Raw genomic sequence first — 24,622 nt, 5'->3', positions numbered from 1 at the left:
CAAGCTTCTTTATGCGATTTTTGCGTGGCCGCGTAGGTGAGACAGCGTACAGCCGCAGCCACAGTGGACGCGCAAAATAAAGTCCATGGATACGCACACCAACACCACCACACCGCGCAAATACACGCCCGCCGCCTATGCGATGCACAGGCAGATGGTGGCGGTGCGCAGGACGATTTCGGCGACGACGATTGAGGAGTCGCAGGCGGCGGCGCGTTGGGCGCAGGCGTGGTATCAACTGGTGCAGCGCAAGCTGGATCAACTCCAGCAAGCGCCGCGCTATCTGCATTAGGCGGGGGAGTAGCAGCCGCCGGCGCGGCGTTCCATGGCGTGACGGTCGATGATGGTGACGGTGCCGCGGCGGTATTCGATCAAGCCTTCTTCCTGCAGCTTGCCGGCGCAGCAGGTGATCGATTCACGGCGCACGCCCAGCATGTTGGCAATCATTTCCTGGGTCACTTTCAGTTCGTTGGACACCGAGCGGTCCAGGCGTTCCAGCAGCCAGCGGCACAGGCGCTGCTCGATGCTGCCGTGGCGCACGCCGGCCACCGTCTGCGCCAATTGGGCGAACAGCGCGCTGGTGTGACGCATCAGCTGCTGGGCCAGCGCGCCGCCGCTGAAGAAGGCCTGGCGCAGCACCGCCGACTTGATGCGGTAGCCGTAGCCGCTGCTCTGCACCACGGCCGAGCAGTTGGCGCGTTCGTTTTCGTACATCGACACGCCGACCACGCCTTCGCGGCCGACCACCGCCACCTCGGCGGCGCCGCCGTCCTCGGTTTCATACTGCAGCGAGATGATGGCGTTGGTTGGGAAGTAGGCGTATTCCATCGCTTCACCGGTGTCGAACAGGCGCTTGCCGACTTCCAGCGGCACCAGGTCCAGGTGGACGAACAGGTCGATCAGTTCTTCACGCGACAGGGCACGCAACAACTCGTTCTGCTGCGCACCGGTCAGGCTGATGGCCGGGGTGGCGGTGTGCTGCATAGCGCGAGGAATGTTGGCGGAAACAGTTTGATTAGTTGCGTACATATCGTGCCTCATCGTGTGTTTGTGTTGGATGAGTCACACTATATCCGCGCTATGTGCGCTTAATTATAGGAGCACTTACACGCCTTATGTAGGTTGGGAACATAGCCTTTTGTCAGCCTGATCCTACGCCGTGGCGCCGCCCGCGCAAGCCGCCAGGCGTTCATGCCATGGCAGGCGCACCCGGCCGGCACGCGGCGTTGCCACCTGGGTCGGCGCGCCGTCCAGGCTCAGCAGCAAATCCGGGTAATTCAGGCCCGCCCGCTCCGTGTACAGCAACGAGGCCCAACCGTGCGGATTCAGCGCCAGAATGACATAACTGTCGCGCGCGGGATCGTAGCGCAGCTCCAGGTGGCCGGCGCCGCTGTAGTCGCAGGCCGCCGCGAAGCGCTCCACGTACTCGCGCACCCGCGCGCTCGGATAAAACGTCCGCTCGCCGCGCCGCCGGTGGCGGTACACCGAACACGCGGCCAGCCGCCCCTTACTGGCGAGAAACGACGCGCCCACCTTCCAGCCGGGAATCCATGACTGCGCAATGAGAGGAAACGGCGGCGCCAGCCGCCCGCGCGCCAGCGTCCGCTGCAGCGCGGCCGGGCTGCGGTGCACCTGGCAGCCCGCGCCGGCCCGATGGTCCAGCGGCCTGGTGATGATCGGATACACCAGCGGATGCGCCAGCAACTGCGCCGCATCGTCGGCCCGCATGCTGTCCGGCGCCGGCAGGCCGGCCGCCCGCAGCAGCCGCGTCAAGTTCCATTGATCGTGGAAGGTCAACATGGTCGAGGGCTGCGGCAACGCGCACACCGGCAGTTGCGCCGCCGCTGCGCCTTGCGCCAGCAGCAGTACCGTGTCGTGGTCGGCGCCGATCACGCGCTCGATGCCGGCGCTGTCGCACACCTGGCGCACCTGCGTCAACGCCGCCGTATCCAGCGGCGCGCCGTTGCCGCGCACGCCCTGCCAGCGCAGGTGGCGGCGACAATCGCCGCTCCATAGCATCGGCCAGCAGGCTTGCCGGGCCAGCACCAGCGGCGTGCGGCCGGCCCGCCGCAGGCAGTGCGCCACCGCCCACGTCAGCGACGGCACCACGCCCACTACCAGTACCGAAGGGTCAGTTGCGGCCATCACGGTCTCCCGGCAAAAAACGCCAGCGTAGACCGGTGCCGCGCGCGCCACTAGAGCGCCGTCAAACGTGCGCGGGCGCGCACTTGAGCGAGCATAAAGGCCGCGTCGGAAAGTCCGGTGCACCGCGCCGCAAAGAATGGCGGCGGGAGGGGAACGGAGGAGGCGCCGGGCACGCGGCCGGCACGGCGCCCCGGCGGACGCTCAGGAAAACTTGATGCTGCGCGCGCCCTCTTCCATCTGGCGCTCGTCACGCGAGCGCAGGCGGCCCGGGTTGCGCCGATGTTCCGGCTCGGAAATAACACGCTTGATCACGCTTTCCAGCACCCCGCGGTGGCTGAGGTATTCCGCCGCGCTCTCCGGACCGAGCCGGTCGGCGCGCTCGATGCCGGCTTCCACCACCTCGGACGAGTGGTAGTCAGGCCGGAAAGTTTGCTTAGTAGACATCGCTGCCTCCGATGGACAAAATCCAATTCTCGGATTCTACAGCAGCTTCTGCCGTGCGGTAACTCACGCCCGTGGCGGGAGCGCAACTATGGCGCCGGTACGCCCTGCGGTGGCTGGCCATTGTGCGGAATCAGCCAGCCGCCGTCGCCCAGCCAGTCGAACAGGCGGTCGGGCCAGTGCACATCGGACAGCCGCTCCGAGCGCTGGCCCATGTTGAAGGCGTGGTCGGTATCGGCATACAGATGCAGCTCGGCCGACACCCCCGCCCCCACCAGCTGCTGGTACAAGCCCAGCGCCGGCGGCATGCAGCACTTGTCGTTGGAGCCGGCCACGATGAAGGCCGGCGGCGCGTTCTGCACCGCCCTGGCCGGCACGCCCAGCGGACCGGGATAGACCAGCACCTGGAAATCCGGCCGCGCGCTCTGGCGGTCGATGGCGTCCCTGGCGGGCGGCGCCGGCTCGGGATTATCCGCCACCAGCGACACCAGTTCGCCGCCGGCCGAGAAGCCCATCACGCCCAGCCGGTGTGGATCGATGCCGTAATCGGCCGCATGCGCGCGCACCCAGCGCACGGCGCGGCGCAGGTCCGCCGCCGCGTCGTTCTCGATCGAATACGACGAGCCCTGGTCGCGCGCCAGCCGGTACTTCAGCACAAAGGCCGTGATGCCCACGCGGTTGAGCGCCTTGGCCGCCACCATGCCCTCGTTCTGGAACACCAGCATGCGATGGCCGCCGCCCGGCACGACGATGACCGCCGCGCCGTTGGCGTGGCGCGGATTGGCGCGCGCCACCGTCAGCGACGGATTGTGGACATTGCTGACATAGGTGTTGTCCACCTTCTCCGCCTCGGCGCGGCGCTGCTCCGCGCCCGGCGCGCCATCGGGCCACAAGGGCAACTGCTGCGCGCCCGCGTGCGCGCACGCCGCCAACAGCAAGACCACCAGTTTATTGCGCATGAATGCCTCCCGTTGCGTACAGCGCGTGATGCGTGAGAATGAACAGCGTGCGGCCATCGTCGCCGCCAAAGATCAATTGTAGCGGGCGCTCCGGCACGTCGATGCGGCCGATTTCCTTGCCGTCCGGCGCGTAGACAAACACCTGCCCGTTGGCGACATACACATTGCCCTTGTCATCCACCGCCGCGCTTTCGCCGCCGCGATTGGCCACCTGCTTCAGGTCCGTGATGGCGCCGCCGGCGCCGATCACACCGCTGAAGGTGCGGTTCTCGGAGCCGTTGGTGAACACCACGCGCCCATCGGCGCCGGCCGACACCAGGCCGTGTGTGTCCAGCGTGTCCGAGAAGCGGTAGCCCAGATGGTCGTTCGGCCCCTGCTTGAACACCCGGTAGGCCGGCAGTACCAGGCTGCCGTCCGGCGACACGTATTCGCGCTGCTTGGGCAGCGCCACGTCGCGCGCGAACATCTCGGCCAGCGTGGTGAATTCGTAGGTGTCGAAATTCAGCTGGTCACGGAATTCGCCGTTCTGCCAGAAATTCACCGGCACAACCACGCGCGCGCCACTGGCGGCCTTCGCCGGCGTCGGCTTGATGACGGTGACCGGGCCGGCCGGCTGGCGCGGGTCAAACGAATACACCGTGCCCTCCGGCCCGAACGACGACACCACCATGATGGCGCCACTCTTGTCGATGGCCAGGTTGACCGGGTCCAGCGGGGCGTCGCGCACCACCGCCAGTCCGTCCCGCTTCGACCAGCTGTAGATGCGGTTGAAACGGCGGTCGACGAAATACAGCTTGCCCTGGCTGTCCACCGCCGCGCCGGCGATGGAGTAAAAGCCGTCTTCCAGCTTGCGGACGCGCGGGTCCGGCGCCGGCGCCGCGCTGGCCGGGACGTCCGGGCCGATGTCCAGCATCGCGAATTCGTGCTCGCGCACTTCCTGCTTGTGCGTCAGGTCCTGCAGCGTGTTCTCGAACGGGTATTTGCTGGCGCGCAGATAGGTGTCGCAGCCGTTTTCGTCGCAGGTGGCGAAGCCGCTTTCCGCGTTCACGTGCACGTTGCGGAAGCGGATGTTGCCCGAGTTGGTCATCTTCACCGCCGACACGGCCGGCTTGATCGAGCGCGTGACGCGGTAAGCGTGGTAGTTGGCGAAGGTGATGTTGCGCGAGTTGCGGATCTCCAGCGACACCGCGTCCATGCCGTCGCGCACCTCCTGCTCCGTTTGCGGCGCCAGGAACTCCCAGTTCTCCACGTTATCCAGCACGATCTCGGCGCGCACGTGGTGCTCGGCCGACAGCTCGTACACCCTGCCCGGCGTTTTGGTGTTGGAAACGTAGAAGCCCGCCTGCGCGAAGGTGCTGGGCGACCAGCAGGCCACAAAGGTGCCGCCGCCGCCATCGGTGACCCAGATGCTCGGATACTGGCGGTCCCAGTGCAGCGTGGGATCGAAGTTGGCGCTTTTCTGGTACGGGTCGCGGCGCTTGCCGTCATACAGGCGCGTGCCGTGGCCGCCCTGGATGCGGATATCGTCCACCAGCGAATCGGCGCCGGCGCGCCACAACAGCGCCGTCGCGCGCGGATTGACCTCGCCGGTCGCCAGGCCAAAGCCGGAGACGATGGCGTCGCCGCCCTTCGCGCTTTCCAGCAGCGCCTTCGGCCCGTCGGCGCCGGCATACAGCGGCGCGCCGTTCGGCAGCAGCAGTTGCGTGACGCCGGGATGCAGGCCGACCAGCACCGTGTCCGGCTTCAGGCGGATGGTGTCGCGCACCATGTAGAAGCCCTGCGGCAGATACACCACGCGACGGCTGTCGATGGCTTTCTGCACCGCCGCCGTGTCGTCGGTGACGCCGTCGCCAACGGCGCCGAAGGCGCGCACGCTGGCCCATTCCCTGGTCGACGGCAGCGCGCGCATCACCGGCGCGCGCTGGGCTGGCATGGCCTTCAGCGCGGCGCCCTTGACGTTGGTGCCGAACTTGCCCACGCTGCCCAGTCCCGGCAGCATCAGGCCATAATTGAATTCGCTGACCTGGTACACCGGGCCGTAGCCGGGCACCGTCTTGCCGCTGTCGCGGAAGCGCGCGAACACCGGCACGTTCTTCGCCACCGCGTTGTCGAAGCCGACCTGCGTGTAGACGTTGTCCTCGTTGCTGATGATGACCGCCGCCTTCGACACGTTCTCGAAACGCACGTCCTTGCCCCACAACCAGTCGCCATAACCACGGCTGATCTCGATGCCGACCGGCGTGTTGCGGATGGTGGTGTTGATCAGCGTGAGGCCGGCCTCGTGGCCGCGGATGGCCGCCTCGCGCTGGCCCTCGAAGGTGGCGTCCATCAGCGTGTATTGCCACGCCGGCGAGGTCTTCTCGGTCAGGATGCCATAGCGGCCGCCGTAGAACTTCAGGTCGAAGCTTTCGTTGCCGACCATGTAGACGCCGGCCAGGCCGGAGCCGATATGAAAGTCCATGTGGCTCAGGTAGGAGTGCTGCGCGGTGCGCAGGCGCACCGCCGCCGCCGCCGGATTGCCGTCGCCGATCTCGAAGTCCACATTGCTCATCGCCGAATAGAAGGTGGACGAATTGGCGTCGCGCACCTGGTCGCTGTACGGCACGGCGCTCTTCACCGGCACCGGCACCTTGCCCACGGTGTACTGGTCGCCGCCGGTGAACACCACCATGTTGGCCACGCCCTTCTGGAAGCCCGGCGTGTTCGGCGCCAGCATCAGCACCGGCCGCGTGGGACCGACGCCGTACAGCCGCACCGCCAGCGGCACCAGCAGCGAACGGGTGATGCGGTAGCGGCCGGACGGCAGGAACACCACGCCGCCCTCGCCCTGGTTGGAGGCCGCGTCCAGCGCCGCCTGGATGGCGGCGGTATCGTCGGTGCGGCCGTCGCCGGCGGCTTTGACCTGCACCGCGCGCGGATCGTCCGGCATGGTCTGATAGGCGGAGACCGAGGCCGCCTGCGCCAGCAGGGGCGCGGCCAGTGCTGCCGCGGCCAGCATACTCACGATTGGTTTCATCATCTGTTATCCCAGGAAGGCAGAAAGAAGCAATACGAAAATGAGCCCGAACACGCCGACCAGCGTTTCCATCAGTGTCCAGGAACGGAAAGTGTCCTTCAGCGACAGCCCGAAATACTCCTTGAACATCCAGAAGCCGGAGTCGTTCACATGGCTGCACATCAAACTGCCGGCGCCGATCGCCAGCACCATCAGCGACGGATCAATGCCCGACTGCTGCACCACCGGCGCCACGATGCCGGCCGCCGTCAGTCCCGCCACGGTGGCGGAACCCAGGCAGATGCGGATCAGCGTCGCCACCAGCCAGCCCAGCACCAGCGGCGGCACCGGCAGCGCGCCCAGTTGCGTGCCGAGTTGCGCGCTGACGCCGGAATCCACCAGCACCTGCTTGAGCGCGCCGGCGCCGGCGATGACCAGCAGGATGGGCGCGATGTCGCGCAGCGCCTCCTGCGCGCCGGACATCAACGCCGGCAGCTTCTGCCCGCGCGCCACGCCCAGCGTGAGCACCGCCACCAGCAGCGCGACCAGCATCACGATCATGGGATTGGCGAGGAAGCCGACCAGCTTTTTCAGCGCCGGATCGGCGATCGGTAGCGCGCCGGCGGCGGTGGCGGCGGCCAGCAGCCACACCGGCAGCAACGCCGTGGCGAAGCTGTTGAAGGCGCCGGGCAGTTCGGCCTCGTCGCGCAGGCCGGTGCGGAACATCGGCGCCGGCTCGGCCTTGATGCGCTTGAGCGTCATGGCGAACAGCGGCCCGGCGATGATCAGCGTCGGCACCGACACCATCAGCCCATACAACAAGGTGCGGCCCATGTCGGCATGGAACTGCGCCACCAGCGCGGTGGGCGACGGGTGCGGCGGCAGGAAGCCGTGCGCGATCGACAGTCCGCACAGCAGCGGTATCGCCAGCGCCACCGCCGGACGTCCGCTCTGGTACACCAGCGAGAACACCAGCGGCACCAGCAGCACGAAGCCGACGTTGTAGTACAGCGGAATGCCGGCCACGAAGCCGGTCAGCGTCAGCGCCACCGGCATGCGCGCGGAACCGAACACGCCGATCAGGTAACTGGCGATGCGCTGCGCGGCGCCGCTGTCGGCGATCAGCTTGCCGAACACCGCGCCCAGGCAGACGATGACGATCAGCGACCCAAGCAGATCGCCGATGCCCTTGTCGATCGACTTGGGGATGCTCTCCAGCGGCATGCCAAGCAGCAGCGCGGCGGCCAGCGCGGCCACCACGAAGGCGATTAACGGCTGCACCTTGGACCAGGCGATCAGCAGCGTGAGCAGGCCGACCGACAGCGCCACGGCCAGCAGCGCCCATGCGGGGCTGGTCATGTGTGTCTCCATGTGTTGTTGTCTGTCGCCCTTGACTCAGATAGCGCTAACATTCCTCGCCTGAAGCAACCGGCGCGACATCCATGCGCCAGAGACTGTTCATTCAAGGAGGTTAACGCGCGTCAAGATAGCGTTATCATTTTGTTGAACTTTAGCGCAACTTGAGAATTTGTAAAGCGTTATTCATACTGCGTTGCAGCATGAGCGTCTCGGCGCCACAACGGTCCAAGCTTCTCACCGAGGAGATACGCCATGACCGTCACCCTACAGATTTACCGCTACGACCCAGACCAGGACGCGGCGCCGCGCATGCAGACCTACAGCATCGACGGCCATCGCGGTACCATGGTGCTGGACCTGATCACCCACATCAAGAACGAGATCGACGACAGCCTGTCGTGCCGCCGCTCCTGCCGCGAGGGGTATGCGGTTGCAATCGCCTGAACAACGCGACCTGCTGAATGGCCTGTACGAGTGCATCCTGTGCGCCTGCTGCAGCACCGCCTGCCCGACGTTCTGGTGGAATCCCGATCGCTTCGTCGGTCCGGCCGGCCTGCTGCAAGCCTACCGCTTCATGGCCGACTCGCGCGACACCGCGCTGAAGGAGCGGCTCGACAACGTCGATGACGCCTACCGCCTGTTCCGCTGCCGCACCATCATGAACTGCGCCGACGTCTGCCCCAAGGGCCTCAATCCGGCCGCCGCCATTGGCAACATCCGCGACCTGCTGGCGCGCCGCATGCTGTGAACTGCGGCTAGCGCCGGCGCTTGAGCGAGGCGGCGGCGTAGGCGGCGGCGCGGGCGCGCAGGATCGGATCGTCGCTGGCGGCGATGCCGGCCGGCAGCCGGGTCGGCAGGAAGACCATGTGGTCGCAGCTGTCGTCGGCCAGCGCGCTGATCACCAGGCTGCCCAGCAGCACCTTGTCCTGCCCGCGCCACGGCATGCTGGGATCGTCGAGCGGATCGCCCTGCGCCGGCCGCTGCGCGTACAGCCGGAAGCGGATCGGCCCGTGCAGCAGGCGTTCGTCCATCTCGCGCTCCAGGAAGCTGTCCGGCAGCTGGCGTTCCTGCGCGCCGCTCAGGTACTGCGTGCCGGCCTGCGGTTCGGCCATGATGCGCGCCGGCCGCGCCTCGCCGTCGGCGCCGGTGAACAGGAAAGCGTGGGTCGAGTGATACGGCGTGCACGCGTACGACGCCGGCGCCGCGTGCGCCGCCAGCAGCGCCGGCAGGCGCGCGGTGTCCGGATGGCGTTGCGCATGGGCGGCCAGCCGCTGCGGATCGGCGACGCCGGTGCGTGGATCGGCCGCATGCGCCTCCAGGTAGCTCAGATAGGACAGCGGCGTGGCGGCGAAAAAGATCGGCTCCGACACCAGCACGATGTCATAGGTTTCATACACGCCGTGCAGGCGCAGCGCCATGCCGCGCAGGCTGCGCGTTTTTTCGGAGGCGTGGGGATCGCCGCCCGCCACCGAGAAGCGCACCGTCATCGGCAGCGGGCCGTCGCGCAGCAGCGGCGCGCCGGCAAAGGCGGCGGCGCCGGCGTCCGGCGCGAAATGGCCGACCGCGCAATAGCCGCGCGCGTGGCTGGCGCGCTTGCCGGCGTGGACGCCTTGCCGCGTCAGGGCGTCGAGCAGGGGCAGCGGGCCGTTGGGGGTGCTCATCGCGCCGTGCGTGGTCCCGCTTACAGTTCCCAGGTGTCCAGCAGGCCGCGCTGCAGGCAGATGGTGACGGCGTGGGTGCGATCGTTGGCCCCCAGCTTGGTCATCACCGTGCGCATATAGCTCTTGACGGTTTCCTCGCTGATGCCGAGTTTGTCGCCGATGGCGCGGTTGGACAGGCCACCGGCCACGTTGCGCAGCACATCCAGTTCGCGGAAGCTCAGGCGGTCGCGTTCAAAGTAGATCTGCCCGCCCAGCAGCTCGGAGGGCCAGACCTCGCGCCCGCGGTGCACGGTGCGTATGCTGTCCAGCACATTCTCGGCCAGCATGCTCTTGAGCAGATAGCCGGAGGCGCCGGCCTTGTGGGCCGCCTGCACCAGCGCACCGCCGGCGTAAGTGCTGAGGGCGATCAAACGGGCATTGGGACGGTTGCGGCGGATGGCGGAAATGGCGTTCAAGCCGCCCAGCCCCGGCATGCGCAGATCCATCAGCGTGACGTCGGGCCGTACCTCGACAAAGCGCGCCACCGCCTCCTCGCCGCTATCGGCTTCCGCCACCAGTTCAATGTCGGGGGCCTTGGCCAGGATGGCCAGCAGTCCCTCGCGCAGCAGGGGGTGATCATCGACGATCATGACACGGATGGAAGACGGGAGGCTCATGCCAGATATTCTACGCAATTTGTCCCATCCCGCCATCCCTCGTTCTAGGGTAGTATCCGCACTCACAGCAACAACCACCAGAGACAAGCGCACATGACCGCCACCTCCATTTCGCCGGCCCGGCCGCTGACCGGCCAGGATTACAAGACGCTGGCACTGGCCGCCCTCGGCGGCGCCCTGGAATTCTACGACTTCATCATTTTTGTATTTTTCGCCAACGCCATCGGCCAGCTGTTCTTCCCGCCGGAGATGCCCGACTGGCTGCGCACGCTGCAAACCTTCGGCGTGTTCGCCGCCGGCTACGTGGTGCGGCCGCTGGGCGGCATCGTCATGGCCCACTTTGGCGACCTGCTGGGCCGCAAGCGCATGTTCACGCTGTCCATCCTGCTGATGTCGGTGCCGACGCTGGCCATCGGCCTGCTGCCGACCTACGCCAGCATCGGCCTGGCCGCGCCGCTGCTGCTGTTGCTGATGCGGGTGCTGCAAGGCGCGGCAGTGGGCGGCGAGGTGCCGGGCGCCTGGGTGTTCGTCTCCGAGCACGTGCCGCCCCGCCACACCGGCTACGCCTGCGGCGTGCTGACCGCCGGCCTGACCTTCGGCATCCTGCTTGGCTCGCTGGTGGCCACCGGCCTGAATACCGCCTACCAGCCGGCCGAGGTGCTGGCCGGCGCGTGGCGCTGGCCGTTCCTGCTGGGCGGCGTGTTCGGCCTCGGTTCGATGTACCTGCGCCGCTGGCTGCACGAGACGCCGGTGTTCGCCGAAATGGCCCGGCGCAAGGCGCTGGCGGCCGAGATGCCGCTCAAGTCGGTGCTGCGCGGCCACCGCGCCGCCGTCACTGTCTCCATGCTGCTGACCTGGATGCTGTCGGCCGGCATCGTGGTGGTGATCCTGATGACGCCCGCGCTGCTGCAAAAGATTTATCACATCGACGCCCGCACCTCGCTGGTGGCCAACACCCTGGCCACGGTCGGCCTGGCGCTGGGCTGCGTCTTCTATGGTGTGCTGGCCGACCGCGTCGGCGCCCGGCCGGTGCTGTTCATCGGCGCCCTGCTGCTGGCGGTGTGCGTGTACCTGTTCTACACCACGCTGCGCGCGCGGCCGGAGCTGCTGCTGCCGCTGTACGGCCTGACCGGCTTCTTCGTCGGCGTGGTGGGCGCGGTGCCGTCGGTGCTGGTGCGGGCCTTCCCGCCGCAGGTGCGCTTCTCCGGCCTGTCGTTCTCGTACAACCTGTCCTACGCCATCTTCGGCGGACTGACGCCGGTGGTGGTGACGCTGATGCTGAAGAACGATCCGCTGGCGCCAGCCTATTATGTGATCGCGGTCTGCCTGCTCGGCATGCTGACCGCACTGTTCGTGCGCACCGCGCGCGATTGAGCACCTGACATTCAGGCGGCCCGCCGCAGCGATTGCGGCGGCGTGCCGCACACGCGCAGGAAGGCGCGCCGCATCTGCTCCACTTGGGCGAAGCCGGCCTCGCGGGCGATGTAATCCAGCGTGTGGCGGGTATTTTCCAGCATCTCGCGCGCCGACTCCAGGCGCAGCGACTCCACCGCCTTGGCCGGCGACTGCCCGGTCTCGTCGCGGAAGCGGCGCGTGAACTGGCGCCGGCTCAGATTGGCCACGCCGGCCAGCTCGTCCACCGACAACTGGCGCCGCAGATGCGCGCGCGCATACGCCAGCGCCTTCTGTATCGGGTCGGAGCGCGGCGCCAGCTCCAGCAGCGTGGAAAACTGTGAATGGCTGCTGGCGCGGCGGTGGTAGATCACCATCTGGCGCGCGATCTGCAGCACCAGCTCGGCGCCGTGGTCCTGCTCCACCATGGCCAGCGCCAGGTCGATGCAGGCGGTCATGCCGGCCGAACTCCAGTATTTGCCATCCCTGACGTAGATCGCTTCCGGCGCCACCTTCAGCCGCGGGAAGCGGCGTTGCAGCTCGTCCGCGCGCGCCCAGTGGGTGGTGACACGGCAGCCGTCCAGCAGGCCGGTGGCGGCCAGCAGCTCGGCGCCAGTGCAGATGCTGCCGGCGCGGCGCGCCGCCATGCAGGCGCGCCGCACCATGTCCACCGCCGCCGCGCCGGTCGGCAGGCTGCCCACCGCGCCGAACACCAGCACCGTGTCGAGCGGGCATGGGGCGTCGGCGGCGGCGCGCGTCTCGACCACCGGCCCGGCGGAACTGGCAATGGCGCCGCCGGCCTGCGACAGCATCGTCAGCTGGTACAGGCGCGCGCCGGACAGCACGTTGGCCATCTCGAACACGGTGACGGCGGCGAAGTCCAGCAGCTCGAATCCGGGGAAGATGAAAAAGGCGATTGATTTCATGTGGCGATGGTAGCGGCGCCTCTCCCGCAAGACGATCCAGCGTAAGCGGGGGCATCCGCCCTCTTTCGGGGGCTATACCGGCGGCCGCGCCTTTGCTAGCGCCGCCGCATATCGCAGGCATGTCCTGAAATGCGCGATTTACGTCCCAAATTGCGGGGAGCGCGCTCCTATAATTTTTTCATTTCACCCTGCAAGGAGCCCACATGACGACCCACACCATCACGGTCAATGGCATTGCGACCGCCTACCGCCAGGTCGGCGAGCGCGGCGCCGAGCCGCCGCTGGTGCTGATGCAGCACTTCACCGGCACCATGGACAACTGGGATCCGCTGGTCATCGACGGCCTGGCCAGACAGCGCCAGGTCATCGTCTTCGACAACGCCGGCGTCGGCGCGTCGCACGGCGTCACGCCATCCAATGTGCCGGAAATGGCGCAGCACGCGGTTGCCCTGATCGAGGCGCTGGGCCTCGGCCAGGTCGATCTGCTTGGCTTCTCGCTGGGCAGCTTCCTGGCGCAGGAAATCGCCGCCAACCAGCCGCAGACCGTGCGCCGCGTGGTGCTGGCCGGCGGCTGCCCGTCCGGCCAAGGCTCGGCCGACTTCCGCAAGGTGATCAGCGAAATCGGCGGCAAGACCCCGGCCGAGATCCTGCTGCACCTGTTCTTCACGCCCAGCGCCAACAGCCAGCGGCGCGGCAAGGCCTTCCTGGAGCGCCTGACCTTCCGCGACGAAGCCGGACCGAATCCGCCGTCGCAGGTCTTCACCGCCCAGTACCTGGCGATTGAAACCTGGTGCGAGCGGCGCGACCCCGGCTTCTCGCTGCTGAAGCGCATCAAACAGCCGGTGCTGGTGGTCCAGGGCAGCCACGACACCATGTTCCCGACCGAGCAATCGGTGCGCCTGTTCCAGCACCTGCCGCACGCGCAACTCAGTTTGTACCCCGATGCGGGCCACGGCTCGCTGTTCCAGTATCCCTCCCTGTTCGTCGAACAGGTCGACACCTTCCTGCGCAAGGAGCTCGCATGACCGACCGCCGTCTCTTCCTGAAAGCCATGGCCGCCGCTGGCGGCGGCCTGGCGCTGCACATCGCCATTCCCTCGGCCCGTGCCCGCGACGCCGCCACCGCCGCGACCACCGCCTTCGAGCCGAACGCGCTGGTGCGCATTACCGCCGACGGCAAGGTCCACCTGACCATGCCCTACGTCGAAATGGGCCAGGGCACGTACACCTCGGTGCCGATGCTGATCGCCGAGGAACTGGAGGTCGACCTGAAGGACGTCCAACTGGAGCACGCCGGCGCCGACGACAAGCGCTACGTCAATCCGGCGCTGGGCTTCCAGGTCACCGGCGGCTCGACCACCATGCGCGCCGCCTGGATGCCGATGCGCCAGGCCGGCGCCGCCGCCCGCATGCTGCTGGTGCAGGCCGCCGCGCAGCAATGGCAGGTCGACCCGGCCAGTTGCCGCGCCGAGCATGGCGCCGTAATCCACGCGGCGTCCGGCCGCAAGCTGCCTTACGGCGCGCTGGCCGATGCCGCCGCGCGCCTGCCGCTGCCGGACCCGAAAACCATCGTGCTGAAAGACCCCAAGGACTTCCGCCTGATCGGCAAGGTCACGCGCCGCCTCGACACGCACGGCAAGCTGGATGGCTCGGCCCAATACGGCATCGACGTCCAGTTGCCGGGCATGAAAGTGGCCGCGCTGGCCATCACGCCGGTGTTCGGCGGCCGCCTGGCGAGCCTGAACGAAGCGGCCGCGCTCAAGGTGCCGGGCGTGCGCCAGGTGGTGCGGCTGGAGGACGGCGCCGCCGTCGTCGCCGACAACTACGCGGCCGCGCAGCGCGGCGTGCAGCAACTGGACCTGCGCTGGGACGACGGTCCCAACGCCAAACTCGGCACCGCGGACATCGTGGCCGACATGGTGCGCTCCGCCGATGCCGGCAGCGCCAAGGTGCGCAGCGAGGGCGACCCCGAACAGGCCTTCCGCAATGCCGCGCGCGTGATCGAAGCCACCTACGAACAGCCCTTCCTGGCCCACGCCGCGATGGAGCCGATGAACTGCACCGTGCACGTGACGCCGGACAGCTGCGAGATCTGGACCGGCACCCAGGTGATGACGCTGGCGCGCGGCGTGGCCGCCAAGGTCACCGGTCTGCCGGTGGAAAAGGTCACCGTGCACAACTTCCTGCTCGGCGGCGGCTTTGGCCGCCGGCTGGAGATCGACGGCGTGGAGCGCGCGGTGCGGGTGGCGCGCGAGGTCAGGCACCCGGTCAAGGTGATCTGGAGCCGCGAGGACGACATCCAGCACGACATGTTCCGCCCCTACTTCTACGACCGCATCCGCGCCGGTCTGGATGCCGGCGGCGCGCCGGTGGCCTGGTCGCACCACGTCACCGGTTCCTCGGTGCTGGGGCGCTTCCTGCCGGCCGCCTTCAACAACGGCTGGGACTCGGAAACGCTGGATGGCGCCGAAACGCCGCCGTATGCCTTCAAGTCGATCAAGGTCGACTACACCCGCCACGAGCCGCCGCACATTCCCACCGCCTTCTGGCGCGGGGTCGGCCCGACCCACAACGTGTTCGTGGTGGAGAGCTTCATCGACGAACTGGCCGCCGCCGCCAAGGCCGACCCGCTGCAATACCGCCTGGCACTGCTGAAGCAGAATCCGCGCGCCGAGCAGGTGCTGCGCCTGGCCGCGCAAAAGGCCGGCTGGAAGGGCCCGCGCGCCGGCAAGACGGGACGCGGCCTGTCGGTGCAATACGCCTTCGGCACCTACATGGCGATGGTGGTGGACGCCCACATCGAGGACGGCGAGGTACGCGTCAGCCGCGTGGTGTGCGCACTCGATTGTGGCGTTGCCGTCAATCCGGACACCATCCGCGCGCAGGTGGAAGGCGCGGCCATCTTCGGCATCTCGGGCGCTTTATACGGCAACGTCACCTTCAAGGACGGCCGCGTCGAGCAAAGCAATTTCCACGACTACCGGGTGCTGCGCATGAACGAAACGCCGGTGATCGAGACGCACATCGTCGCCAGCAACGAGGCGCCGGGCGGCATGGGCGAGCCGGGCACCTCGGCGGTGATGCCGGCGCTGGCCAACGCGGTGTACGCCGCCACCGGCCAGCGCGTGCGCAAGCTGCCGATCGCCGCGGCCCTGGCCGCAACCCCGACTTAACAGGAGCAAACCAACATGACTTCATTGAACATCAACGGCAAGCAGGTCGACGTGCAGGCCGAAGCCGATACCCCGCTGCTATGGGTCCTGCGCGACGAACTGCAGATGTCCGGCACCAAATTCGGCTGCGGCATGGCGCTGTGCGGCGCCTGCACCGTGCACCTGGACGGCCAGCCCACCCGCGCCTGCGTCACCCCGGTGTCGGCGGCGGCCGACAAGAAGATCACCACCATCGAAGCCATCGGCGACTCGGCGGTGGGCAAGCGCGTGCAGGCGGCATGGGCGGAGATCGACGTGCCGCAATGCGGCTACTGCCAGTCCGGCCAGATCATGGCGGCCACCGCGCTGCTGAAGGCCATCCCCAAGCCGACCGACAAGGATATCGACCAGGCCATGTCCGGCAATATCTGCCGCTGCGGCACCTACCCGCGCATCCGCGCGGCCATCCACAAGGCGGCCAAGGCATGAAGCGCGCACTCCTCCTCTCCGCCCTGGCGCTGGCCGGGCTGGCCGGACTGGCCCAAGGCGCGCCCAAGGGCGACGGCAAGCTGTTCGACCCGGTGGCCAGCGTGGTGATGTCGCCGCGCTGCATCAACTGCCACCAGGCCGAAGCGCCGCACCAGAAGGACATCGGCATCGTCCACGCGCAGCAGGTGGTGCGCGGCGCCGACGGCCATGGCTCGGCGGTGCTGCATTGCGCCGCCTGCCATCAGGCCAGCAACACCGCGCAGGGCCGCGTACCGGGCGCGCCCAACTGGCACCTGGCGCCGCTCAGCATGAAATGGCAAGGGCTGGACAAGAAAGGCGTGTGCCTGCAGATGAAGGACCCCAAGCGCAATGGCAACCGCAAGACCGGCGAGCAGGTCATCGAGCACATGAAAACCGACCCGCTGGTGCTGTGGGCCTGGAATCCGGGCGCGCAACGCACGCTGCCGCCGATGTCGCACGAGGACTTCGTCAAGGCGCTGGAAAAGTGGGCCGACGCCGGCATGCCCTGCCCGCAATAACTCTCAACAAGGAACAGCATGAACGCATTACTGGATAAAGTCATCACCGCCCACGGCGGCCTGCAACGCTGGAAAAGCTTCAGCAAACTGAGCGCGCACCTGAGCCAGGGCGGCATCCTGTGGCCGCTGAAGGGCCACGGCGGCAAGCTCGATGAGGTGGACGTCAGCATCGAACTGCATCGCCAGTGGACCTCGCACGCGCCATTCGGCGCGCCGGACCGCCGCACGTCGGTCACGCCGCAGCGCGCCATCATCGAAACCACGGACGGCACGGTGGTGGAGTCGCTGTCGTCGCCGCGCGACTCGTTCGCCGGCTTTGGCCTGGAGACGCAATGGAGCGAGCCGCAGCTGGCCTACTTCGTCGGCTACGCCATCTGGAATTATCTGACGCTGCCCTTCGCGTTTGCCGAAACCGGCTTCGAGATGGAGGAGCTGGCGCCGTGGCAGGAGAACGGCGAAACGCTGCGCCGCCTGAAGGTGCGCTATCCGGACAACATCGCCACCCACGGCCGCGAGCAGACCTTCTACTTCGCCGACGACGGCAAGCTGCGCCGCCATGACTACGACGTCGACATCAGCGGCGGCACGCCGGCGGTGCACTACTTCCACGACTACGGCACCTTCGACGGCATCATCATGCCGACCCGCCACCTGATCTACGTGCGCGACGCCGACCTGGGACATCAGCCGGAGCCGCTGGTGGTGTCGATCACCGTCAGCCAGATCAGATTCAGCTGACCATGCCATAGCCACGCTCTCCGCCAGGCTTGCCGATATAATCAGCGGCTTATCGGGAGCGTGTGTCCATGGAATATGAAAATTTTAACGATCTGCTGGCGTTCGTGACGGTGGCGCGCGAGGGCAGCTTCACCAGGGCGGCCAGGAAGATGGGCGTGTCGCAGTCGGCGCTGAGCCACACCATCCGCGGGCTGGAGACGCGCCTCGGCATCCGCCTGCTGACGCGCACCACCCGCAGCGTCAGCCCCACCGAGGCCGGCGAACGGCTGCTGCGCACTGCCGCGCCGCGCTTCGATGAAATCACCCAGGAACTGGCCTCGCTCAACGAGTTGCGCGACAAGCCGGCCGGCACCATCCGCATCACGGCCGCCGAGCACTCGGCCAACAATGTGCTGTGGCCCAAGCTGGCCGCCGTCATGCACGACTACCCGGACGTCAAGATCGACATCACCATCGACTACGGCATGACCGACATCGTCTCGCAGCGCTACGACGCCGGCGTGCGCGTGGGCAGCCAGGTGGAAAAGGACATGATCGCGGTGCGCATCGGCGCCGACTTCCGCATGGCGCTGGTGGCCACGCCCGAGTATTTCGCCCGCCGCGGCAAGCCGCGCACGCCGGACGACCTGCAGCAGCACAGCTGCATCAACCTGCGCCTGCCCACCCATGGCAACCTGCAGGTATGGGAGCTTGAGAAGAACGGCACGCCGCACAACGTGCGCGTCGACGGCCAATGGGTGTTCAACAACACCACCTCGCGTCTGCGCGCGGCGCTGGCCGGCTACGGTATCGCCTCCGTGCCGGAGGACATGGCCTGCGACCATGTCAAGGAAGGCACGCTGGTGCGCGTGCTGAAGGAATGGTGCCCGGTCCTGCCGGGCTACCACCTGTACTACCCCAGCCGCCGCCAGTCCTCCCCCGCCTTCCAGCTGGTGGTCGACGCGCTGCGGCTCTAACCGCCTTTACAGGTCCTCGTGGTGGCCGGAAGCGCCCTGCTTCCAGTACGCGGAAATGCGCGCCGCGTCGCGCGGGTGGCCCTTGTCGACGAAGACCGCGTCGCGCACCTGCGCCGCCAGCGCCGCTTCGCCGGCAAACCAGAAGAAGCCCTCGCCCGCCGGCAGTTGCAGGGCGCGGATCGCGGCCAGCAGCGCCTCCTGGCTGTCCAGCCGCTGCACTTGCACCTGCGCCTCGCCGCGGAACGGCAACGCGGACGCGCTATCCGCCGCCACCAGCACCTGTACCCGCGCCTCGCGCGGCAGTTCTTCCAGGCGGCGGCGGATGGCCGGCAGCGCCGAGGCGTCGCCCGCCAGCACGTGCCAGTCATAGTCCATCGGGATGATCATCGAGCCGCGCGGGCCGGCGATGACCGCCGTCTGCCCCACGGCCGCCTGGCGCGCCCAGTCCGAGGCGGCGCCGCTGGCGTGCAGCGCGAATTCGATGGTCAATTCGCCGGCCACGTTGTCGTAGCTGCGCGGCGTGAAGTCGCGCCGCACCTCGTCGCCCAGCATGAATTTCACGTGGTCGTCGTAGGAGGACGAGACGAAATCGTGTAAGGTCTCGCCTTTGAATGTTACGCTGACGTAGTCCGGCGCCAGATGCTCGACCTTGGCCACTTGCAGCTCGCGCCGTTTGATCTCGTGCCGGACGCGCTGAATTCGATTGCTCATCACCTGCCCCTTAGTTGATAATGTCACCCATTATGACCAAACCAGTTAATAAAGTCAACCAATCGGAACAGGTGTTCGACGCCATCCACTCGATCATGCATGTGTTCCGCGCGCGCCAGCTGCGCGGCCTGCGCGACCATCCGCATGAACTGACGCACATGGAATACAAGGCACTGGGCTTCTTTGCGCGCCACCCCGGCGCCACCCAGGGCGACCTGGTGGCGCACTCCGGCCGCGACAAGGCGCAACTGGCGCGCCTGTTGAAAAGCCTGCGCGACAAGCAGTTGCTGGACGCCGCCGCCGATGACGCCGACCGCCGCATCACCCACCTCACACTCAGCGCGCAGGGCCAGAAAATCTTCCACAGCCTGAATGAACTGGGCCAGCAGGCCGCCGCCGCCGCGGTGACCGGCATGAGCGCCGACCAGTTGACGCAATTGCAAGCGTTATTACAGCAGATCCGTGACAACCTCGAAGCCGGCGGCCAGGTCTGAAACGGTCCTGTCGGCCTACTCTTACACAAACACAAGAGACGCACCGATGTGGGGCATGGAGGGCGGCGTTGATAATCAACCCATCCTACTCACCTCGGAACGCTCATGTTACAGCTTGCCTATGCCGTCGCCGCTCCCGCCGCAGTCAACAGCGCGTCGGCGATCTACCGTTCACTCAATGCCGGCCCGCCGGATGACGCGACGCTGGACAGCGCACGCACCTTTCTGGGGCAGCGGCTGCAGGCCGCGCGCCAACTGCACCACGATCTGCCAGACGACCCGCAGCAGCTGGCGTCCTGGATGTCCAGCCGCGCCTTCACGGTCGGCAGCGAATACCAGGCTTACCTGCAAAGCCGCCGCGAAGGCGCGCCGCGCCGCTACTTCAGCAACCAGTCGCACGCTCTGCACTTCCTCAAGCACGTGGCCCCCACCAAACTGGTGGACGGCGCCTGGCTGTATGGCCTGCTGGCGCGCTGGGACGATCCCGACTTCCGTCCGCTGATCCAGACCTACCTGGAGGAGCTGGGCGACGGCGTGCCGGAAAAAAATCACGTCCTGCTGTATAAAAAGCTGCTGGCCACGCACGATTGCGAAGACTGGCAGCACCTCCCGGACACCTATTTCGAGCAAGGCGCCATCCAGTTGGCGCTGGCCTATGACGCCGAACGCTTCCTGCCCGAGATCATCGGCTACAACCTCGGTTACGAGCAGTTGCCGCTGCACCTGCTCATCACCGCCTACGAGCTGAATGAGCTGGGCATCGATCCCTACTACTTCACGCTGCACATCACGGTGGACAACGGCAGCACCGGCCACGCGCACAAGGCGGTGCAGGCGCTGTTACAGCTGCTGCCGCGCTTTGGCGACACCGCCAGCGTGTGGCAGCGCATCCAGGACGGCTACCGCCTCAATGATCTTGGCGCCTGCACCACCTCGGTCATCGCCGGTTTCGACCTGAACGAGGAACTGGTGGAGATCATGGCGGCCAAGGCCCACACCGGAGCCAATATGCATTCCGACTACTGCCGCCTGGCCGGCCGCGGCATCAACGAGTGGCTCAGCGATCCGCAGCAGATCCCGGAGATGCTGGCGGAACTGGAGAACGCCGGCTGGATACAGCGCGGCCAGCCGCCGGAGAACAGCCGCTTCTGGCGCCTGATCCAGAGCGAGCGCGCCGAGATGTTCGGCGTCTTCAGCGCCTACGAGCAGCAGGTCCTGCGCGACTGGATCGTGACGCCGAAACGCGTGCCGAGCTTCCGCGCCCGCCAGCGCTCGCTGGATTCGCTGGGCCTCAACCACACGCCGCGCCAGGGACCGCCGCGCGGCATCGTGCGTCACCACGCCGGCGATGACGACAGCAGCCCGCTGCGCCGGCTGGAGCAACAGGTGGCCACGCTGGGCAGCAAGCAGGCCGCCGTGCAGCTGCTGCAAACGCTGATGACGCCCGCCCAGCATCATCGCCCGCTCGGCCTGATGGCCACCCGCATGTACCGACAACTGACAGCATGAACATGAACCACAACGGCAGCCTGATGATCATCGGCGGTAACGAAGACCGCACCAACAACAAGGACGTGCTGCAGCAGTTCCTGACGCTGGCCGGCGGACCGCAGCAGCCCATCATGGTGATCACCGCCGCCAGCACCGTGCCGGACAAGGTCTGGGAGATGTACGAAACCGCCTTCGGCGAACTTGGCGCCACGCAGGTGACGCACGTGCGCATCGGCAGCCGCGCCGAGGCCGAGGACGACATGCTGGCGCACCGCATGGCGCAGGCGCGCGGCATCTTCATGACTGGCGGCGACCAGAAACGGCTGGTGGCCTTCATCGGCGGCACCCAGCTGGAGCGTGCGATGCGCCGCGCCTACATCGATAACGGCGCCTGCATCGCCGGCACCAGCGCCGGCGCCTCCGGCATGTGCACCCACATGCTGGCCGAGGGCAAGGCCGAACTGGCGCCGGAAAAAGGCGCGGCGCGGCTGGGCGCGGGGCTGGGCTTTGTCAGCCGCGTCATCATCGACCAGCACTTCTCGCAACGCCACCGCATCAACCGCCTGCTCAGCGCCATCGCCCAGAGCCCCTTCTTGCTGGGCGCCGGCATCGACGAGGACACGGCGCTGATCGTGCAGGGCGATGGCATCGCGGTGGTGGGCGAAGGCACCATCACCGTGGCCGACTGCCGCCACGCGGTGACCAATATCGCCGAAGTGGCGCCCGGCGCCGTGCCGCAGATGCTGGACGTGCGCCTGCACCTGCTGCCCGCCGGCGCCAGTTTTGCCAGCCCGGCCGACGCCGGCCCGCTGGCCGATTTCATCCAATATTTAACCGACAGGACTTTAGAGCAATGATCATCGTTAAACAACATGTGCTGCGTGGCCCCAATCTGTATTCCAGCCAGCCATGCCTGCTGAGCGTCATCGACCTGCAGGAGCTGCGTGACCACACCACCACCGGCATCGACGGCTTCAACACCCAGTTGCTGGCGTTGCTGCCATCGCTGTACGACCACCGCTGCTCGGTGGGCCAGTATGGCGGCTTTGTGCAGGCGCTGAACAACGGCGCCAACCTGGCGCACGTGGTGGAGCACGTGACCATCGCGCTGCAATGCCTGGCCGGCACGCCGACCTACCTGGGCCGCACCCACGAGGTGCAGGGCGCGCCGGGCCAGTACCGCGTGGTGTGCTCGTACGAGTCGGAGCACGTGGCGATCGACGCCTGCGACCTGGCGCTGTCGCTGGTGCGCGGCCTGGCCACCGGCGCCGACGGGCTGGCGCAGCAACTGGAGGCCGGCGTGGCGGCGCTGAAGGACACCGCCGAACGCCATGCCATCGGCACCAGCACCGGCGCCATCCTGCGCGCGGCGGTCCGCCAGGGCATCCCCTACCAGCGCCTGACCGAGGACGCCAATATGTTCCTGCTCGGCTGGGGCGCGCAGCAAAAGCGCCTGCAGGCGACGATTACCGGCGATACCGGCCACATCGCGGTCGGCATCGCCTCGGACAAGCAGCTGACCAAGGCGCTGCTGGAGGAAGCCGGCGTGCCGGTGCCGGAAGGCGTCAGCGTGCGCACGCTGGAACAGGCGCTGCGCGCCGCCCGCGAGCTGGAAGGCCTGGTCACCGTCAAGCCGCTGGACGGCAATCACGGGCGCGGCGTCTCGACCCGCTGCGGCACGCCGGACGAGGTCAAGCTGGCTTTTGAACGCGCGCGCGAGCATGGCCGCACCATCATCGTCGAGCGCTACATTCCCGGCGACGACTACCGCATCCTGGTGGCCGGCGAGCGGGTGGTGGCGGCCGCGCTGCGCCGTCCCGCCGCCGTAACGGGCGACGGCGTATCCACCGTCCGCCAACTGGTGGAACTGGAAAACCGCAATCCGGCACGCGGCGAAGGCCACACCAACATCCTGACCCGCATCCCGCTGGACGGCCACGCCGAAACCACGCTGGCCAGCCAGGGGCTGGACTTCGACAGCGTGCCGGAGACCGGGCGCCGGGTGCTCATGCGCGGCAACGCCAACCTGTCCAGCGGCGGCACGGCGGAGGACGTGACCGACCGCCTGCCGCCCGAGACGCTGGCGATGTGCGTGCGCGCGGCGCGCAAGATCGGCCTGGACGTGGCGGGCATTGACCTGGTCTGCGAGGACATTTCGCGTCCGCTAAATGGCCGCAATGGCGCGGTCATTGAAATCAACGCGGCGCCGGGCATCCGCATGCACGAATACCCCAGCGCGGGGGTGCCGCGCGATGCCGGCGCCGCCATCGTGGAATCGATGTTCGGCCATCAGGATGGCCGCATCCCGGTCATCGCCGTCACCGGCACCAACGGCAAGACCACCACCACGCTGATGATCGAGCACGCGCTGCGGCAGGCCGGCATCGCCACCGGCTGCACCACCAGCGAGGGGGTGTTCATCAACGGCGCGGAGGTGCGGCGCGGCGACTGCAGCGGCTACTGGTCGGCGCGCACCGTGCTGTCGGCGCCGGAGGTGGAGTTCGCGGTGCTGGAGACGGCGCGCGGCGGCATCCTCAAGCGCGGCCTGGCGTTCGACCGCTGCGACGTGTCGGTGCTGCTCAACGTCAGCGAAGACCATCTGGGTCTGGATGGCGTGGAGACGCTGGACGATCTGGCGGCGGTCAAAGGCGTGGTGGTGCAAGCGGCCAGCGGCGCGGTGGTGCTGAACGCCGAGGATGAGCGCTGCCGCGCCATCGGTGCCGGCCTGGATGAAAAAGTCGAGCGGATCTACTTCAGTTGCGACGCGCGGCACCCGGCGCTATTGGCCCACCTGCAGGCCGGCGGCCGCGCGACCTGGCTGGAAGACGGCGCGCTAATGGCGTCGGACGGCCACGGCCAGCACCACGTGCTGCTGGCGGCGCGCGAGATGCCATCCACGCTGGGCGGCTGCGCGCAGCACAACATCGCCAACGGCCTGGCTGCCGCGGCGGCCCTGATGGCCAGCGATCTGGGCAACGGCGCCATTGCGGCGGGCTTGCGCAGCTTCGTGTCCGACGCGCGGCACAATCCGATGCGCGCCAACCTGTACGACGTCAACGGCGTGCAGGTGGTGGTGGACTTTGCGCACAATCCGGCCGCTTTCAGGGCGTTGGCCGCGACCGCGCGCGCCATGACGCAGGGCCGCACCGTGGCCGTGGTGACCTCGCCGGGCGACCGTCGCGAGCGTGACTTCCAGCAGATCGGCCAGATCTGCGGTGGAAGCTTCGATACAACGGTGTTCTATGAGTGGGAAAGCGAGCATCGCGGCCGCGCGGCAGGTGAGCGCGCCGCCATGATGCGGGCGGCGGCGCAGGCGGCGCGCGGGCAGTCGGCGGGCGTGATGTTGGAAAGCGATCCTTCGGAGGCGCTGCGCCTCGGCCTGTCGCAATGCCGGCCCGGCGATGTGCTGGTGTACGCATGCGGCTCGTCGGTGTCCGAACTGGTGGACGCGCTGCGTCCGGTCGATCCGGTCAGCGCGGCGCGCATCGACGCCACCCTGGCGTAGGCGGACAAGGCCAG

Annotated in this window: 22 protein-coding genes and 1 pseudogene; 13 read left to right on the top strand and 10 right to left on the bottom strand. The window is 67.7% G+C overall.

Annotated features, from left to right (window positions below; all coding sequences use genetic code 11):
• Positions 1–85: 85 nt before the first annotated feature.
• Positions 86–292 (top strand): hypothetical protein, encoded by a 207-nt coding sequence (locus FHW58_RS03360; RefSeq protein ID WP_179671640.1) that lies wholly within the window; start codon positions 86–88, stop codon positions 290–292.
• Here FHW58_RS03360 and FHW58_RS03355 read toward each other — a convergent pair.
• The 6 genes from FHW58_RS03355 to FHW58_RS03330 all read right to left on the bottom strand — a co-directional run bounded on the left by FHW58_RS03355 (position 289) and on the right by FHW58_RS03330 (position 7,899).
• Entirely contained in the window at positions 289–984 is a 696-nt protein-coding gene (locus tag FHW58_RS03355) for a Crp/Fnr family transcriptional regulator (RefSeq protein ID WP_229265036.1), read from the bottom strand. The genes FHW58_RS03360 and FHW58_RS03355 overlap by 4 nt on opposite strands.
• A 168-nt stretch (positions 985–1,152) precedes the next feature.
• On the bottom strand, positions 1,153–2,145 hold the full coding sequence (locus FHW58_RS03350; protein ID WP_179671638.1) for a hypothetical protein: 993 nt from the start codon (positions 2,143–2,145) through the stop codon (positions 1,153–1,155).
• 201 nt (positions 2,146–2,346) lie between these two features.
• On the bottom strand, positions 2,347–2,589 hold the full coding sequence (locus FHW58_RS03345) for a hypothetical protein (RefSeq protein ID WP_179671637.1): 243 nt from the start codon (positions 2,587–2,589) through the stop codon (positions 2,347–2,349).
• 86 nt (positions 2,590–2,675) lie between these two features.
• The gene (locus tag FHW58_RS03340) at positions 2,676–3,545 is read right to left on the bottom strand and encodes an alpha/beta hydrolase (protein ID WP_179671636.1); all 870 of its coding nucleotides are present in this window, start codon (positions 3,543–3,545) and stop codon (positions 2,676–2,678) included.
• Entirely contained in the window at positions 3,535–6,564 is a 3,030-nt protein-coding gene (locus tag FHW58_RS03335; RefSeq protein WP_229265035.1) for a glycosyl hydrolase family 28-related protein, read from the bottom strand. The genes FHW58_RS03340 and FHW58_RS03335 overlap by 11 nt, the downstream gene beginning before the upstream one ends.
• Before the next feature lie 3 nt (positions 6,565–6,567).
• Positions 6,568–7,899, bottom strand: coding sequence for a gluconate:H+ symporter (locus FHW58_RS03330; RefSeq protein WP_179671635.1), 1,332 nt, complete (start codon positions 7,897–7,899; stop codon positions 6,568–6,570).
• A gap of 252 nt (positions 7,900–8,151) precedes the next feature.
• On the opposite strand from FHW58_RS03330, the pseudogene FHW58_RS03325 reads away from it, so the two are divergent.
• Positions 8,152–8,647, top strand: a pseudogene (locus tag FHW58_RS03325) (2Fe-2S iron-sulfur cluster-binding protein).
• A 7-nt stretch (positions 8,648–8,654) separates the two neighbouring features.
• Here FHW58_RS03325 and FHW58_RS03320 read toward each other — a convergent pair.
• Together FHW58_RS03320 and FHW58_RS03315 are read right to left on the bottom strand one after the other, a co-directional pair.
• Positions 8,655–9,560: a catalase gene (locus FHW58_RS03320; protein ID WP_179671634.1), complete on the bottom strand. Its 906-nt coding sequence runs from the start codon at positions 9,558–9,560 to the stop codon at positions 8,655–8,657.
• A 20-nt stretch (positions 9,561–9,580) separates the two neighbouring features.
• Positions 9,581–10,216, bottom strand: coding sequence for a response regulator transcription factor (locus FHW58_RS03315; RefSeq protein WP_179671633.1), 636 nt, complete (start codon positions 10,214–10,216; stop codon positions 9,581–9,583).
• Between the two features lie 93 nt (positions 10,217–10,309).
• On the opposite strand from FHW58_RS03315, the gene FHW58_RS03310 reads away from it, so the two are divergent.
• The gene (locus tag FHW58_RS03310; protein ID WP_179671632.1) at positions 10,310–11,590 is read left to right on the top strand and encodes an MFS transporter; all 1,281 of its coding nucleotides are present in this window, start codon (positions 10,310–10,312) and stop codon (positions 11,588–11,590) included.
• Between the two features lie 11 nt (positions 11,591–11,601).
• Here FHW58_RS03310 and FHW58_RS03305 read toward each other — a convergent pair whose 3' ends face one another.
• The gene (locus FHW58_RS03305) at positions 11,602–12,534 is read right to left on the bottom strand and encodes a GlxA family transcriptional regulator (RefSeq protein ID WP_179671631.1); all 933 of its coding nucleotides are present in this window, start codon (positions 12,532–12,534) and stop codon (positions 11,602–11,604) included.
• A gap of 203 nt (positions 12,535–12,737) precedes the next feature.
• Here FHW58_RS03305 and FHW58_RS03300 point away from each other — a divergent pair, with 203 nt between their 5' ends.
• The 6 genes from FHW58_RS03300 (at position 12,738) to FHW58_RS03275 (ending at position 18,407) form a co-directional block, all read left to right on the top strand.
• Positions 12,738–13,559: an alpha/beta fold hydrolase gene (locus FHW58_RS03300; protein WP_179671630.1), complete on the top strand. Its 822-nt coding sequence runs from the start codon at positions 12,738–12,740 to the stop codon at positions 13,557–13,559.
• Complete coding sequence (locus tag FHW58_RS03295) at positions 13,556–15,706, top strand: xanthine dehydrogenase family protein molybdopterin-binding subunit (RefSeq protein WP_179671629.1); 2,151 nt, start codon at positions 13,556–13,558, stop codon at positions 15,704–15,706. The genes FHW58_RS03300 and FHW58_RS03295 overlap by 4 nt, the downstream gene beginning before the upstream one ends.
• Before the next feature lie 15 nt (positions 15,707–15,721).
• Positions 15,722–16,174: a (2Fe-2S)-binding protein gene (locus FHW58_RS03290; RefSeq protein ID WP_179671628.1), complete on the top strand. Its 453-nt coding sequence runs from the start codon at positions 15,722–15,724 to the stop codon at positions 16,172–16,174.
• Positions 16,171–16,713 (top strand): hypothetical protein, encoded by a 543-nt coding sequence (locus FHW58_RS03285; protein WP_179671627.1) that lies wholly within the window; start codon positions 16,171–16,173, stop codon positions 16,711–16,713. Before FHW58_RS03290 ends, FHW58_RS03285 begins: the two co-directional genes overlap by 4 nt.
• 18 nt (positions 16,714–16,731) lie before the next feature.
• Positions 16,732–17,451 (top strand): hypothetical protein, encoded by a 720-nt coding sequence (locus FHW58_RS03280; RefSeq protein ID WP_179671626.1) that lies wholly within the window; start codon positions 16,732–16,734, stop codon positions 17,449–17,451.
• Between the two features lie 68 nt (positions 17,452–17,519).
• Positions 17,520–18,407: a LysR family transcriptional regulator gene (locus tag FHW58_RS03275; protein ID WP_179671625.1), complete on the top strand. Its 888-nt coding sequence runs from the start codon at positions 17,520–17,522 to the stop codon at positions 18,405–18,407.
• Positions 18,408–18,413: 6 nt separating this feature from the next.
• Here FHW58_RS03275 and FHW58_RS03270 read toward each other — a convergent pair whose 3' ends face one another.
• Positions 18,414–19,118, bottom strand: coding sequence for a siderophore-interacting protein (locus tag FHW58_RS03270; protein ID WP_179671624.1), 705 nt, complete (start codon positions 19,116–19,118; stop codon positions 18,414–18,416).
• A gap of 32 nt (positions 19,119–19,150) precedes the next feature.
• Between FHW58_RS03270 and FHW58_RS03265 the strand changes: the two genes are divergently transcribed.
• The 4 genes from FHW58_RS03265 to cphA all read left to right on the top strand — a co-directional run bounded on the left by FHW58_RS03265 (position 19,151) and on the right by cphA (position 24,608).
• Positions 19,151–19,612 carry a MarR family winged helix-turn-helix transcriptional regulator gene (locus tag FHW58_RS03265; RefSeq protein WP_179671623.1) on the top strand — a complete coding sequence of 154 codons (462 nt, stop codon included), beginning with the start codon at positions 19,151–19,153 and terminating at the stop codon, positions 19,610–19,612.
• A gap of 105 nt (positions 19,613–19,717) precedes the next feature.
• Positions 19,718–21,121 carry an iron-containing redox enzyme family protein gene (locus FHW58_RS03260; RefSeq protein ID WP_179671622.1) on the top strand — a complete coding sequence of 468 codons (1,404 nt, stop codon included), beginning with the start codon at positions 19,718–19,720 and terminating at the stop codon, positions 21,119–21,121.
• Positions 21,118–21,960, top strand: coding sequence for a cyanophycinase (locus FHW58_RS03255; RefSeq protein ID WP_229265034.1), 843 nt, complete (start codon positions 21,118–21,120; stop codon positions 21,958–21,960). Before FHW58_RS03260 ends, FHW58_RS03255 begins: the two co-directional genes overlap by 4 nt.
• On the top strand, positions 21,957–24,608 hold the full coding sequence (gene cphA, locus FHW58_RS03250; RefSeq protein WP_179671621.1) for a cyanophycin synthetase: 2,652 nt from the start codon (positions 21,957–21,959) through the stop codon (positions 24,606–24,608). Before FHW58_RS03255 ends, cphA begins: the two co-directional genes overlap by 4 nt.
• The last annotated feature ends 14 nt before the right edge of the window (positions 24,609–24,622 follow it).

Origin of the sequence: Duganella sp. 1224 (assembly GCF_013408245.1) — a bacterium.
In the GTDB taxonomy this organism is placed as follows: domain Bacteria; phylum Pseudomonadota; class Gammaproteobacteria; order Burkholderiales; family Burkholderiaceae_D; genus Rugamonas.
Note: the sequence above shows the minus strand (reverse complement) of the source record. Positions and strands in the feature narration are given on the sequence as shown.